The 13,734-nt window shown below is 54.6% G+C and carries 11 protein-coding genes; 9 read left to right on the top strand and 2 right to left on the bottom strand.

The window, feature by feature from the left end:
* Positions 1-3: 3 nt before the first annotated feature.
* Positions 4-603: a 5'-deoxynucleotidase gene (gene yfbR, locus EBA31_RS18070; protein ID WP_115058411.1), complete on the bottom strand. Its 600-nt coding sequence runs from the start codon at positions 601-603 to the stop codon at positions 4-6.
* Positions 604-720: 117 nt separating this feature from the next.
* A complete protein-coding gene (locus tag EBA31_RS18065) occupies positions 721-1,935 on the bottom strand; it encodes a pyridoxal phosphate-dependent aminotransferase (protein ID WP_020827851.1) in 1,215 nt (404 codons plus the stop codon).
* Positions 1,936-2,793: 858 nt separating this feature from the next.
* Here EBA31_RS18065 and lrhA point away from each other — a divergent pair.
* The 9 genes from lrhA (at position 2,794) to nuoI (ending at position 13,721) form a co-directional block, all read left to right on the top strand.
* Positions 2,794-3,729 carry a transcriptional regulator LrhA gene (gene lrhA / locus EBA31_RS18060; protein WP_122079907.1) on the top strand — a complete coding sequence of 312 codons (936 nt, stop codon included), beginning with the start codon at positions 2,794-2,796 and terminating at the stop codon, positions 3,727-3,729.
* Between the two features lie 711 nt (positions 3,730-4,440).
* On the top strand, positions 4,441-4,878 hold the full coding sequence (locus EBA31_RS18055; protein ID WP_020827849.1) for an NADH-quinone oxidoreductase subunit A: 438 nt from the start codon (positions 4,441-4,443) through the stop codon (positions 4,876-4,878).
* A 23-nt stretch (positions 4,879-4,901) separates the two neighbouring features.
* Positions 4,902-5,576 (top strand): NADH-quinone oxidoreductase subunit B family protein, encoded by a 675-nt coding sequence (locus tag EBA31_RS18050; protein ID WP_012146021.1) that lies wholly within the window; start codon positions 4,902-4,904, stop codon positions 5,574-5,576.
* A 96-nt stretch (positions 5,577-5,672) separates the two neighbouring features.
* Positions 5,673-7,469, top strand: a complete 1,797-nt coding sequence (gene nuoC, locus EBA31_RS18045; protein ID WP_020827848.1) for an NADH-quinone oxidoreductase subunit C/D — start codon at positions 5,673-5,675, stop codon at positions 7,467-7,469.
* A 2-nt stretch (positions 7,470-7,471) separates the two neighbouring features.
* The gene (gene nuoE / locus EBA31_RS18040; protein ID WP_104410952.1) at positions 7,472-8,023 is read left to right on the top strand and encodes an NADH-quinone oxidoreductase subunit NuoE; all 552 of its coding nucleotides are present in this window, start codon (positions 7,472-7,474) and stop codon (positions 8,021-8,023) included.
* Positions 8,020-9,372: an NADH-quinone oxidoreductase subunit NuoF gene (gene nuoF, locus EBA31_RS18035; RefSeq protein WP_020827846.1), complete on the top strand. Its 1,353-nt coding sequence runs from the start codon at positions 8,020-8,022 to the stop codon at positions 9,370-9,372. The genes nuoE and nuoF overlap by 4 nt, the downstream gene beginning before the upstream one ends.
* A gap of 79 nt (positions 9,373-9,451) precedes the next feature.
* A complete protein-coding gene (gene nuoG / locus EBA31_RS18030; protein ID WP_041415534.1) occupies positions 9,452-12,190 on the top strand; it encodes an NADH-quinone oxidoreductase subunit NuoG in 2,739 nt (912 codons plus the stop codon).
* On the top strand, positions 12,187-13,164 hold the full coding sequence (gene nuoH / locus EBA31_RS18025; protein WP_020827844.1) for an NADH-quinone oxidoreductase subunit NuoH: 978 nt from the start codon (positions 12,187-12,189) through the stop codon (positions 13,162-13,164). Before nuoG ends, nuoH begins: the two co-directional genes overlap by 4 nt.
* A 14-nt stretch (positions 13,165-13,178) precedes the next feature.
* A complete protein-coding gene (gene nuoI, locus EBA31_RS18020) occupies positions 13,179-13,721 on the top strand; it encodes an NADH-quinone oxidoreductase subunit NuoI (protein ID WP_004947256.1) in 543 nt (180 codons plus the stop codon).
* Positions 13,722-13,734: the final 13 nt, after the last annotated feature.

Raw genomic sequence — 13,734 nt, 5'->3', positions numbered from 1 at the left:
GATTTACAGGGAGGAGTCGAGGCTGATTTCGTCCAGCGACAGGCTGAAGCTGGGAATAAACACGTTCATGAAATAGTCCATTTCCGGGCTGCTGCGCTGCTGCAAGGTCTTGTCCAATCGCGCTTTCGCCAGCTTGAATTCGTTATTGCCGGCAGACAGCTCCTCCAGACACTTCAGGTAGGCGCACAGCGCATCGGCCTGCTTCACCACCAACTTTTCGTCCTCGGTGTAATAGTGCTCGTCGAGAATCGAGCGGAAATCGTTGCGCAATTCGGTCGGGATCATATCCAGCAGTTTCTGCTGGGCGATCTTTTCGATCTTCTTGTACTCGTGGGCGATCTGCGGATTGTAGTATTTGATCGGCGTCGGCATATCGCCGGTGATCACTTCACTGGCATCGTGGTACATCGCCAGCAGGGCGACACGCTCGGCGCTCAGGTTGCCATTGAACTTCCGGTTCTTGATCACCGCCAGCGCATGGGCGACAAATGCCACCTGCAGGCTGTGCTCGGAAACGTTCTCGGTACGTACATTGCGCATCAGCGGCCAGCGGTTAATCAGTTTCAAACGTGACAGATGGGCAAAAAAGTGGCTCTGGCTCATGGTGCTCTCTTATACAACGGCAAGTGAGGGTTCCATTGTGAGCAGTGATGGCGGGTTATGCAACTCAGGCAGTGCGGTGATGGGGGAGAAGGGCGCAGCAGGCTGCGCCCATCATGACTATTGACGATAGCCTTCCAGGAAGCGGCCCAGTTTGCCGACCGCCATTTCCAGTTCATCTACGCGCGGCAGCGTAACGATGCGCACATGATCCGGGTACGGCCAGTTGAAGGCGCTGCCCTGCACCAGCAGCACTTTTTCCTGCAGCAGCAGATCCAGCACCAATTTCTGATCGTCGTGAATATTAAAACGTTTGGCATCGATGCGTGGGAACATATACAGCGCGCCCTGAGGTTTCACGCAGGAAACCCCCGGGATTTCGTTCAACAGTTCCCAGGTGCGATTACGCTGTTCATACAGACGGCCGCCGGGTTGAATAAATTCGCTGATGCTTTGGTAACCGCCCAGTGCGGTTTGAATAGCGTGCTGCATCGGTACGTTAGCGCACAGACGCATCGACGCCAGCATTTCCAGGCCTTCGATATAGCCTTTGGCGTGTTTTTTCGGCCCGTTCAGCACCATCCAACCCTGACGGAAACCCGCCACACGGTAAGTTTTGGACAATCCGTTAAAGGTGACGGTCAGCAGGTCCGGTGCCAGCGCGGCGATCGAATGGTGTTCGGCTTCGTCATACAGAATTTTGTCGTAAATCTCATCGGAGAAGATGATCAGGTTGTGCTGACGGGCGATCTCGACGATCTGCTCCAGCAAGGCCTTGCTGTACACCGCACCGGTTGGGTTGTTCGGGTTGATGATCACGATGCCGCGGGTGCGTGGAGTGATCTTGCTGATGATGTCATCCAGATCCGGGAACCAGCCGGCTTGCTCATCGCACAGATAATGCACTGCTTTACCGCCGGACAGCGAAACTGCCGCGGTCCACAGTGGGTAATCCGGCGCCGGCACCAGCATTTCGTCGCCGCTATTGAGCAGCGCCTGCATGGATTGCACGATCAGCTCGGAAACCCCGTTGCCAATGTAGATATCCTCAACGGTCACGTCGCGTATGTTGCGGGCCTGGTAGTGCTGCATGATCGCTTTACGCGCCGAGAAGAGCCCTTTGGAATCAGAATACCCTTGCGCCGTGGGCAAATTGCGGATCACGTCGACCAGGATTTCATCAGGGGCATCGAAACCGAATGGGGCTGGGTTGCCGATGTTCAGTTTCAGGACTTTATTGCCTTCTTCTTCAAGACGTTTAGCTTCTTTGAGCACCGGGCCACGAATGTCATAGCAGACGTTGTCCAGTTTGCTGGATTTCTCAATGGGGGACATAAAAAGTTGAGCCTTTTGCTGGGATGGGGGCGTTCCTACCGTGGAATGCCGCAACCTGCCCAATGTACTCCTGGCGCGGGCGCTTTTGAAGGGCCATGCACGCCTTTGGTGCAAACGAAGGGGGTAACGCAGGAACCCAGGTGAGATAAGCAATGTTAAAGTGTTTTGGTGGGTTTTAGTGCTGCATTTTATTTTGAAATTGGTATTTAATTCTGTCTTTGTGGTGGTGTACAGTCATAATTACCCGGTATCATCCCCGTAACGGAACGGGACCCGACAAACGGGTTATCCGGCCAAAGATTAAAGAAGTTAAAATGTAAAGAAATGATAATGCCAGAGTAGTCTGATAGCGGGATGTCAATCGGCGATCCAAACTGAAAGACAAGGATGAATTACATTAGCCGTATTTCAGTTTCTATCTTAAGCGCTGTTTAAGTAGTTATTTCTGATTTATTCACGCAATAAATGTTACTGATTGAATTTATTAAAGTCATGAAAAAATGAACCAGACGTTACGCTGCGAACTACGGATTTTTCTGTGCAGAAAACGGCGCTGAGGCCAGTCTGGACGCGGGAGTTATGCAGCACGATTGGTGTGGAAATCTCACGCGTTGAATGAGTAAAATATTTAACCCGGTAAAAATGAAACACTTTCACCACTTATAAAGTACGGCATTTCTATAAGCATTCACGATAGATCACATTTTAAAAGGCGATAGAGGTAACGAAATAAAAGTAATTTTTTTGCCCTCCACTTATGAGTGGGGTACTGTCATGTCTGGCATCGTCCTTTAACGATGTCTTAGAAACACACCAGGGTAGTTTGTAAATTAGAATTCAAAAAGTGAAGAAAACACTATGACAACTGCAAATCGTCCGATACTCAATCTCGACCTCGATCTGCTAAGAACCTTTGTAGCTGTTGCTGATTTGAATACTTTTGCGGCGGCGGCAGTCGCCGTTTGTCGCACTCAATCAGCCGTCAGCCAACAAATGCAGCGGTTAGAGCAACTGGTTGGCAAAGAGTTGTTTGCCCGACATGGGCGCAATAAATTACTGACCGAACACGGTATTCAGCTTCTCGGCTACGCCAGGAAAATCCTGCGCTTCAATGACGAAGCCTGTACTTCGTTGATGTACAACAATATAAAGGGTGTTCTGACTATTGGCGCTTCCGACGATACCGCCGATACCATCCTGCCTTTCTTGCTTAACCGCGTCACGTCGGTGTACCCAAAACTGGCGATTGATGTCCGGGTGAAACCCAGCTCGTTCATGGTCGACATGCTGGAAAGCGGCGAAGTCGATCTGGCCATCACCACTATAGCTGCCGCAGATCGTCCGCACATTGTGCTGCGTACTTCGCCAACCCTGTGGTATTGCGCGGCCGATTACTATTTCCAGGCCGGTGAGCCGATCCCGTTGGTGGTGATGGACGATCCAAGTCCGTTCCGCGCGATGGCGATCAAACACCTGGACGACGCTGGGATCCCATGGCGGATCGCCTATGTGGCTTCGACGCTTTCCGCCGTTCGCGCTGCCTGCAAGGCCGGTCTGGGTATTACCGTTCGTCCTATCGAAATGATGAGTCCGGACCTGCGTGTGCTTGGTGCAACCGAGGGGTTACCCGCGTTGCCTGATACTCAATACAGCCTGTGCAAGGATCCTCAGTGCGGTAATGAGCTGGCGATGGCGATATTCAGCGCCATGCAAAACGGCAACGACAGCTACAGCTTCAATGGACCTGGGGCATCGTTGCAAGATGATGCTTGTTTGGTTGATGATGAAGAATAACGCCGAAACGCGTTAAAACGGGATGATAAAACCTCTGCTTCGGCGGAGGTTTTTTTTGGCCAAAATTCGGTAAAAGTTTTATTTATATCGAGTTCGTTTGATTCAGATATCGAAGTGGGTATTTATTTAAGTTTTTCTGGGTAATGAGAACGGTTATCAGACGAAAAAAATGACTTTCGCTGTTTTTTTGAACGATTAATTTCACCGCTAAAGACCTGGAATAGATAGGGTTATTTTGATAGCGTGTCACGGCGATTTTTACCGCAAGAATTGACAAAATTTATTAAAGGGCCACACTTTTTTTGAGGTTTTATGCTGAAAACGTGTCCTGGATCAAAAAAATACCCCTAGGTAGTGAGTGGAAGAACAGGAGATTCCTGAGACAATGGTATAGTAAAACTGAAATGTGCATGTTGGTTTATATCTATCTGTTTCTACACGGCAATTAACTGACACGATTTAGCCTAAGCCAGGCGCATCAAATGTTAATTAAATGATACGTATGTAAACTAGTGTGTAGATACTTTTGTCAAAGTTGACAAAAGGTTATAGAAAGGAGTAAAAAGCCCACAGTAAAACGCTGCCTAACTCGCTGTAAAAGCAGTTTGTTTGTGTGGTTTATTTATCCTTCCCTTAAATCGATGTGGTGCACTAACTGCCAGATACAAGAGCAGAGCGATCGACGCCACTTTTGATGAGTAAGCATAGAGTATGTCAACAACCACTGAAGTTATCGCTCATCACTGGGCGTTCGCCGTATTTTTTGTCGTGGCTATCGGGCTTTGCGGTTTAATGCTGCTGGGCGCGTTCTTCCTGGGTGGGAGAGCCCGTGCGCGTGCCAAACATACCCCGTTTGAATCAGGCATCGACTCGGTCGGCACGGCGCGTATGCGTCTGTCCGCCAAGTTCTACCTGGTTGCCATGTTCTTCGTTATTTTCGATGTTGAAGCCTTGTACCTGTACGCCTGGTCGGTCTCCATTCGCGAGAGCGGTTGGGTTGGCTTCATCGAAGCCGCCATTTTCATTTTGGTGCTATTGGCCGGTCTGTTTTATCTGGTGCGTATCGGCGCATTGGACTGGACACCGTCGCGTTCCAAACGTCTGAGTAAACCAGGCACGATCACTAACACCAACAGTCATCCGCAGTAGTCGGTAAAAAACGAGGCATTAAGATGGACTATACGCTCACCCGCATAGACCCGAACGGTGAGAACGACCGTTACCCCCTGCAAAAACAGGAGGTCGTCGCCGATCCCCTGGATCAACAGGTTCACCGCACGGTTTACATGGGTAAACTCGAACATGCATTGCATGACATGGTGAACTGGGGGCGTAAAAACTCTATTTGGCCCTATAACTTTGGCCTTTCGTGCTGTTACGTGGAGATGGTGACGTCGTTTACCGCCGTTCACGACGTGGCTCGTTTTGGTGCCGAAGTATTGCGTGCTTCGCCGCGTCAGGCTGACCTGATGGTCGTAGCCGGTACCTGCTTTACCAAGATGGCCCCGGTTATTCAGCGCCTGTATGAACAGATGCTGGAGCCAAAGTGGGTGATCTCCATGGGCGCCTGTGCCAACTCCGGCGGCATGTACGATATCTATTCCGTCGTGCAGGGCGTGGACAAATTCTTGCCGGTCGATGTGTATATCCCGGGTTGTCCACCGCGTCCAGAAGCTTACATGCAGGCGCTGATGCTGCTGCAGGAATCGATTGGCAAAGAACGCCGTCCGCTGTCCTGGGTTGTTGGCGATCAGGGCGTTTACCGCGCCAATATGCAGTCTGAAAGAGAGCGTAAACACGGCGAGCGTATCGCGGTGACCAACCTTCGGACGCCTGACGAGATTTAAGACGTTCATTTAACGTCCATCTTAGTGCGCTATTGGTTAACACAGCGAAAAGTGAACTTGCGGCGAAATAACCCTTTAGTGTGGTGAAAAAAAATTATGACAGATTCAACGACGCACGACGCCTTGCCGGCCTGGCAGACCCGAGATCACCTCGACGATCCGGTGATTGGCGAACTGCGCAACCGTTTTGGGCCGGAAGCCTTCACTGTTCAGCCCTCCCGTACCGGAATGCCCGTGGTATGGGTCAAGCCTGACCAGTTACTGGAAGTAATGACGTTTTTGAGAAAACAGCCGAAGCCTTACGTCATGCTGTTCGATCTGCATGGCGTGGACGAGCGTCTTCGCACCCACCGCGACGGTTTGCCGGCCGCGGATTTTTCTGTTTTCTACCATCTGATTTCTATCGAACGCAACCGCGATATCATGCTGAAAGTGGCGCTGTCTGAAAAAGACCTGCACGTGCCCACAGCAACCAAGGTTTTCCCTAATGCCAACTGGTATGAGCGCGAAACCTGGGAAATGTTCGGTATTACCTTCGACGGCCACCCGCACCTGACGCGCATCATGATGCCGCAAACCTGGGAAGGCCACCCGCTGCGTAAGGATTATCCGGCGCGCGCCACCGAGTTCGATCCCTTTGTGTTGACCAAACAGAAAGAAGATCTGGAAATGGAAGCGCTGACCTTCAAGCCGGAAGACTGGGGCATGAAGCGTGGCACCGAGAACGAGGACTTCATGTTCCTCAACCTTGGCCCGAACCACCCATCAGCGCACGGTGCATTTCGTATCATTCTGCAACTGGATGGCGAAGAGATCGTCGACTGCGTTCCGGATATCGGTTACCACCACCGTGGCGCCGAGAAAATGGGCGAGCGTCAGTCCTGGCACAGCTACATTCCGTACACCGACCGTATCGAGTACCTCGGCGGCTGCGTGAACGAAATGCCTTACGTGTTGGCGGTTGAAAAGCTGGCCGGTATCAAGGTGCCGGAGCGCGTTGACACTATCCGCGTGATGTTGTCCGAACTGTTCCGCATCAACAGCCACCTGCTATACATCAGCACGTTCATTCAAGACGTCGGCGCCATGACCCCGGTGTTCTTCGCCTTTACCGACCGTCAGAAAATCTACGATCTGGTGGAAGCGATCACCGGTTTCCGTATGCACCCGGCCTGGTTCCGTATTGGCGGTGTTGCACACGATCTGCCGCGCGGTTGGGATCGTCTGCTGCGTGAATTCCTGGAGTGGATGCCAAAACGCCTGGACTCCTACGTCAAGGCTGCGCTGAAGAACAGTATCCTGAAAGGCCGTTCCGTGGGTGTTGCATCCTACAATGCCAAAGAGGCATTGGAGTGGGGCGTGACCGGCGCCGGCCTGCGTGCTACCGGTATCGAGTTCGACGTGCGCAAATGGCGTCCGTATTCCGGCTATGAGAATTTCGACTTCGAAATCCCGGTCGGCGACGGCAACAGCGACTGCTACACCCGCGTGATGCTGAAGGTAGAAGAGCTGCGCCAGAGCCTGCGCATCCTTGAGCAGTGCCTGAACAACATGCCGGAAGGCCCGTTCAAGGCCGATCACCCGCTGACCACGCCGCCGCCGAAAGAGCGTACGCTGCAGCACATTGAAACGCTGATCACCCACTTCCTGCAGGTTTCCTGGGGCCCGGTGATGCCAGCCAACGAATCATTCCAGATGATTGAAGCCACCAAAGGGATCAACAGCTACTACCTGACCAGCGACGGCAGCACCATGAGCTACCGCACCCGGGTACGTACGCCAAGCTTCGCGCACCTGCAGCAAATCCCAGCGGTAATCCGTGGCAGCCTGGTCTCCGACCTGATCGTCTATCTGGGTAGTATCGATTTTGTAATGTCAGATGTGGACCGCTAACTATGCATGATCAAAAAGACAATCACGCGAATAACGAAGCGCTTGAACCCATCAATGCGGCCGCTCCTCAGAGCGGCGTTGATGCATTTGAGCTGAGCGCGGAAGAACGTGATGCGATCGAGCACGAAAAGCACCATTACGAGGATCCACGCGCCGCCTCAATCGAAGCACTGAAAATTGTGCAGAAGCAGCGCGGCTGGGTTCCGGACGGTGCGATTTATGCCATCGCGGAAGTGCTGGGCATTCCTGCCAGCGACGTAGAAGGCGTGGCCACGTTCTACAGCCAGATTTTCCGTCAGCCAGTAGGACGTCACGTGATCCGTTATTGTGACAGCGTTGTTTGTCACATCACCGGTTACCAGGGCATTCAGGCCGCCATCGAGAAGAAGCTGAGCATCAAACCGGGTCAAACCACCTTTGATGGTCGCTTCACTCTGCTGCCAACCTGCTGTCTGGGCAACTGCGATAAAGGGCCGACCATGATGATTGATGAGGACACTCACAGTCAGCTGAAGCCTGAAGATATCGAGACGCTACTGGAGCAGTATCAATGATTAAAGACATTGTACGCACTCCCGAAATGCACCCGCTGACCTGGCGACTGCGCGATGACAAACAGCCGGTCTGGCTGGATGAATACCGCAGCAAAAACGGCTATGCGGGCGCCGAAAAGGCCATTAAAGGCCTGGCTCCGGACGAGATCGTCAACCTGGTGAAAGACGCCGGGTTGAAAGGCCGCGGCGGCGCAGGTTTCTCCACCGGTCTGAAGTGGAGCCTGATGCCGAAAGACGAATCCATGAACATCCGTTACCTGCTGTGTAACGCCGATGAAATGGAGCCGGGCACCTATAAAGACCGCTTGCTGATGGAACAGATGCCGCACCTGTTGGTGGAAGGCATGCTGATCTCGGCTTTCGCGCTGAAGGCTTACCGCGGCTATATCTTCCTGCGCGGTGAGTACATCGAAGCGGCGGTGCATTTGCGCCGTGCGATTGCCGAAGCTACCGAAGCCGGGTATCTGGGCAAGAACATCATGGGCAGCGGTTTCGACTTCGAGCTGATTGTTCATACCGGTGCCGGTCGCTACATCTGCGGCGAAGAAACCGCGCTGATTAACTCGCTGGAAGGCCGCCGCGCCAACCCGCGCTCCAAGCCACCATTCCCGGCTTCCTCCGGCGTATGGGGCAAACCGACCTGCGTTAACAACGTAGAAACCCTGTGTAACGTGCCGGCCATTCTGGCGAACGGCATTGACTGGTACAAGGGGATCTCCGCCGGCAAAAGTAACGACGCCGGGACCAAACTGATGGGCTTCTCCGGCCGGGTGAAAAACCCAGGCGTTTGGGAGCTGCCGTTTGGTACCACCGCACGTGAAATTCTGGAAGATTACGCCGGTGGCATGCGTGACGGACTGCGTTTCAAAGCCTGGCAGCCAGGTGGTGCAGGGACCGACTTCCTGACTGCCGATCATCTCGATCTGCCGATGGACTTCGAGAACATCGGTAAAGCCGGCAGCCGTCTTGGCACCGCGCTGGCGATGGCGGTGGACCACGAAATCGGTATGGTTCCGTTGGTGCGCAACCTGGAAGAGTTCTTCGCTCGCGAGTCCTGCGGTTGGTGTACGCCATGCCGTGACGGCCTGCCGTGGAGCGTGAAGATCCTGCGTGCGTTGGAAAATGGCCAAGGGCAGCCGGGGGATATCGAAACCCTCGAGCAGCTGTGCCGTTCCCTCGGCCCGGGCAAAACCTTCTGCGCCCACGCGCCAGGTGCCGTAGAGCCACTGCAAAGCGCAATTAAATATTTCCGTGAAGAGTTCGAAGCGGGCATCGCCGTGAAGCATTTCAGTAACGCGCATGCGATTGGCGGCATTCAGCCGAACAACCTGCTGAAGCAACGCTGGTAAGCCGACTCGCCCCGACGACACGGCCAGAATTTTTGATTAACGCCTGCCGCAAGGCAGGCCACTTGGAAGCATGCTGACTATGGCTACGATTCATGTAGACGGCAAAGAATACGACGTAGATGGAGCTGACAACCTGTTGCAGGCTTGTCTCTCTCTCGGCCTCGATATTCCTTACTTTTGCTGGCATCCGGCGCTGGGAAGCGTCGGCGCTTGCCGCCAATGTGCGGTAAAGCAATACCAAAACGCGGAAGATACGCGTGGCCGTTTGGTGATGTCTTGTATGACACCGGCATCCGATGGAACCTTTATTTCCATCGACGATGCCGAAGCCAAACAGTTCCGTGAAAGCGTGGTTGAGTGGTTGATGACCAACCACCCGCACGACTGTCCGGTATGTGAAGAAGGCGGTAACTGTCACCTGCAGGATATGACAGTAATGACCGGCCACAGCTTCCGTAAATACCGCTTCAGCAAGCGTACCCACAACAACCAGGAACTGGGGCCGTTTATCTCGCATGAGATGAACCGCTGCATCGCCTGCTACCGTTGTGTGCGCTATTACAAGGATTATGCGGACGGCACCGACTTCGGTGTGTACGGCGCGCACGATAACGTCTACTTCGGTCGTGTTGAGAGCGGCACGCTGGAAAGCGAGTTCTCCGGCAACCTGGTAGAAGTGTGCCCGACCGGCGTGTTCACCGACAAAACCCACTCCGAGCGTTATAACCGTAAGTGGGACATGCAGTTTGCGCCAAGCATTTGCCAGCAGTGCAGCATCGGCTGTAACACCAGCCCGGGCGAGCGCTATGGTGAATTGCGTCGCATCGAAAACCGCTATAACGGCAGCGTGAACCACTACTTCCTGTGCGACCGCGGCCGCTTCGGTTATGGCTACGTGAACCAGAAAGATCGTCCACGTCAGCCACAGCAGCTGCGCGGCAACGACTGGATCACCCTGAACGCCGAACAGGCTATGCAGGGCGCGGCGGACATCCTGCGTCAGGCGAAGAAAACCATCGGTATCGGCTCACCCCGCGCCAGTCTGGAAAGCAACTTCGCACTGCGTGAACTGGTCGGTGCCGAGAATTTCTACACCGGTATTTCACAGGCGGAACAGGGTCGTCTGAACCTGATGCTGAACGTGCTGCAAAACAGCGGCGTTCACACGCCTGCGCTGCGCGAAATTGAAGGCTACGACGCGGTATTGGTGCTGGGTGAAGATCTGACCCAGACCGGCGCACGTATTGCTTTGTCGGTACGTCAGGCGGTGAAGGGCAAGGCTCGCGCCATGGCTGCAGCCCAGCGCGTTGCCGACTGGCAGATTGCCGCGATACAAAACATTGGTCAGCATGCCAAGTACCCACTGTTCGTCACCAACGTGGACAACACCCGTCTGGACGACATCGCTGCGTGGAACTACCGTGCACCGGTGGATGAGCAAGCGCGTCTCGGCTTCGCCATCGCCCACGGGCTTGATAATGCGGCACCGGCGGTCAACGATTTGGCTGACGGCCTGAACAAGAAAGTCGATATCATCGTGCAGGCGCTGACCGACGCACGTAAACCGCTGATCGTCACCGGTAGCAACGCCGGCAGCGAAGCCATCATCGAAGCGGCGGCCAACATCGCCAAAGCGCTGAAGGATCGCGGCTCTGATGTGGGTATCACCTTCGTGGCCAGCGCGGCCAACAGCATCGGTTTGTCGATGATTGGCGGTGGTTCGCTCGATCAGGCGCTGTCGCAGCTGGAAAACGGTGAAGCAGACACCGCTATCGTGATGGAAAACGATCTCTACCGGCATGCGCAGGCGGCAAAAGTGGACGCCGCGTTGGCCAAGGTCAGCAACCTGATCGTGGTTGATCATCAGCGCACCGCGATCATGGATCGGGCCAACCTGATCCTGTCGGCGGCCAGCTTTGCAGAAAGCGACGGTACCCTGGTCAACCAGGAGGGTCGCGCACAGCGTTTCTTCCAGGTTTACGATCCGGCCTACTACGACGACGCGAAAAAAGACGTTTACACCGTAATGCTGGAAAGCTGGCGTTGGATGCACTCGCTGCATTCCACCTATACCAGCCGTCACGTGGACTGGACGCAGCTCGATCACGTTATCGAAGCCTGTGTTACCGCGTTGCCGCAGCTGCAGGGCATTGTGGACGCGGCACCGGACGCAAGTTTCCGCATCCGAGGTCAAAAATTGGCACGTTCGCCACATCGTTCCAGTGGTCGTACGGCTATGCGCGCCAACATCAGCGTGCACGAGCCGCGTCAGCCGCAGGATAAAGACACCATGTTCGCCTTCTCGATGGAAGGGAACAACAGCCCGCTGGCCGATCGTCAGCAGATCCCGTTCGCCTGGGCACCAGGTTGGAACTCACCGCAGGCATGGAACAAGTTCCAGGCCGAAGTGGGCGGCAAGCTGCGCCATGGCGATCCGGGCGTGCGTCTGATCGAAGCAGGGGAGGGCAAGCTGGATTACTTCACCCAGGTGCCTGCCGCCTTTGATCATGAGCAAGGCTGGCGTGTCGCGCCTTATTACCACCTGTTCGGCAGTGATGAAATGTCACAGCGTTCCGGCGTGATCCAGCAGCGTATGCCAGAGGCCTACGTGATGGTGAACCCGGCGGATGCCGCTACGCTTGGCGTGAATGCCGGTGCGCTGGTGGAGTTCAGCTGTGCGGGCCAGACGCTGCGTCTGCCGGTGCGCCTGAGTGAAACGCTGACCCAGGGCCAGGTGGGCTTACCGCTCGGCTTGCCAGGGATCCCGCCGGTATTGGTGGGTGCGACGGTTGAAAATCTGCGGGAGGCAACACGATGAGCTGGTTTACCCCTGAGGTGATCGACATTCTGATCTCCGTGCTTAAAGCGGTAGTGATCCTGCTGGTCGTCGTCACCTGCGGTGCTTTCATGAGCTTCGGCGAACGTCGCCTGCTCGGCCTGTTCCAGAACCGTTACGGACCAAACCGTGTCGGCTGGGGCGGTTCGCTGCAGCTGGTCGCCGACATGATCAAAATGTTCTTCAAGGAAGACTGGGTTCCGAAATTCTCCGACCGGGTGATCTTCACCCTGGCGCCGATGATCGCCTTCACTTCCCTGTTGCTGGCATTTGCCATCGTCCCGGTCAGTCCGACCTGGGCGGTGTCCGACCTCAACATCGGTATTTTGTTCTTCCTGATGATGGCCGGCCTGGCGGTATACGCCGTGCTGTTTGCCGGCTGGTCGAGCAACAACAAATACTCGCTGTTGGGGGCGATGCGTGCTTCTGCGCAAACCCTGAGCTACGAAGTGTTCATCGGCCTGTCGCTGATGGGCGTGGTGGCGCAGGCGGACTCCTTCAACATGCAGACCATTGTTGAATCTCAGGCGCATCTGTGGAACGTCATCCCGCAATTCTTCGGTTTCGTGACCTTTGCGATTGCCGGCGTTGCGGTGTGTCACCGTCACCCGTTTGACCAACCGGAAGCCGAGCAGGAACTGGCCGACGGTTACCACATTGAATACTCCGGCATGAAGTTCGGTCTGTTCTTCGTGGGTGAGTACATCGGTATCGTCACCGTTTCTGCCCTGATTGTGACGTTGTTCTTCGGTGGCTGGCAGGGTCCATTCCTGCCGCCATTCATCTGGTTCGCGCTGAAAACGGCTTTCTTCATGATGATGTTCATTCTGATTCGTGCTGCTCTGCCACGTCCGCGCTATGACCAGGTAATGGCCTTCGGCTGGAAAGTGTGTCTGCCGCTGACGCTGCTGAACCTGCTGGCAACTGCCGCAGTCATTTTGTACAACGCTCAATAAGGGGTGAATAAACCATGACATTGAAAGAGTTATTGGTTGGTTTCGGCACCCAGGTGCGCAGCATTTGGATGATAGGCCTGCATGCCTTCGCCAAGCGCGAAACCCAGATGTATCCGGAAGAACCGGTTTACCTGCCGCCGCGTTACCGTGGCCGTATCGTGCTGACGCGCGATCCGGACGGTGAAGAGCGTTGCGTAGCCTGTAACCTGTGTGCGGTTGCCTGCCCGGTGGGCTGTATCTCGCTGCAAAAAGCAGAACAGAAAGATGGCCGTTGGTATCCGGAGTTCTTCCGCATCAACTTCTCGCGCTGCATTTTCTGCGGCCTGTGCGAAGAAGCTTGCCCAACTACCGCGATCCAGCTGACGCCGGATTTCGAAATGGGTGAGTTCAAACGCCAGGACCTGGTGTACGAAAAAGAAGATCTGTTGATCTCGGGGCCGGGTAAATATCCGGAATATAACTTCTACCGGATGGCCGGTATGGCGATTGACGGCAAAGCCAAGGGCGAAGCCGAAAACGAAGCCAAACCGATCGACGTCAAAGGTCTGTTGCCTTAAGGAGCCAGCAAGC

It is taken from the genome of Serratia sp. P2ACOL2, assembly GCF_003691565.1.
In the GTDB taxonomy this organism is placed as follows: domain Bacteria; phylum Pseudomonadota; class Gammaproteobacteria; order Enterobacterales; family Enterobacteriaceae; genus Serratia; species Serratia liquefaciens.
This window is presented reverse-complemented; position numbering and strand designations above follow the sequence as displayed.

Coding starts and splice junctions, on each gene's coding strand:
- nuoG (WP_041415534.1), top strand. CDS start 9,452: ATGGCTACGATTCATGTAGACGGCAAAGAATACGACGTAGATGGAGCT.
- nuoE (WP_104410952.1), top strand. CDS start 7,472: ATGCATGATCAAAAAGACAATCACGCGAATAACGAAGCGCTTGAACCC.
- nuoF (WP_020827846.1), top strand. CDS start 8,020: ATGATTAAAGACATTGTACGCACTCCCGAAATGCACCCGCTGACCTGG.
- EBA31_RS18065 (WP_020827851.1), bottom strand. CDS start 1,935: ATGTCCCCCATTGAGAAATCCAGCAAACTGGACAACGTCTGCTATGAC.
- nuoH (WP_020827844.1), top strand. CDS start 12,187: ATGAGCTGGTTTACCCCTGAGGTGATCGACATTCTGATCTCCGTGCTT.
- yfbR (WP_115058411.1), bottom strand. CDS start 603: ATGAGCCAGAGCCACTTTTTTGCCCATCTGTCACGTTTGAAACTGATT.
- EBA31_RS18050 (WP_012146021.1), top strand. CDS start 4,902: ATGGACTATACGCTCACCCGCATAGACCCGAACGGTGAGAACGACCGT.
- lrhA (WP_122079907.1), top strand. CDS start 2,794: ATGACAACTGCAAATCGTCCGATACTCAATCTCGACCTCGATCTGCTA.
- nuoC (WP_020827848.1), top strand. CDS start 5,673: ATGACAGATTCAACGACGCACGACGCCTTGCCGGCCTGGCAGACCCGA.
- EBA31_RS18055 (WP_020827849.1), top strand. CDS start 4,441: ATGTCAACAACCACTGAAGTTATCGCTCATCACTGGGCGTTCGCCGTA.
- nuoI (WP_004947256.1), top strand. CDS start 13,179: ATGACATTGAAAGAGTTATTGGTTGGTTTCGGCACCCAGGTGCGCAGC.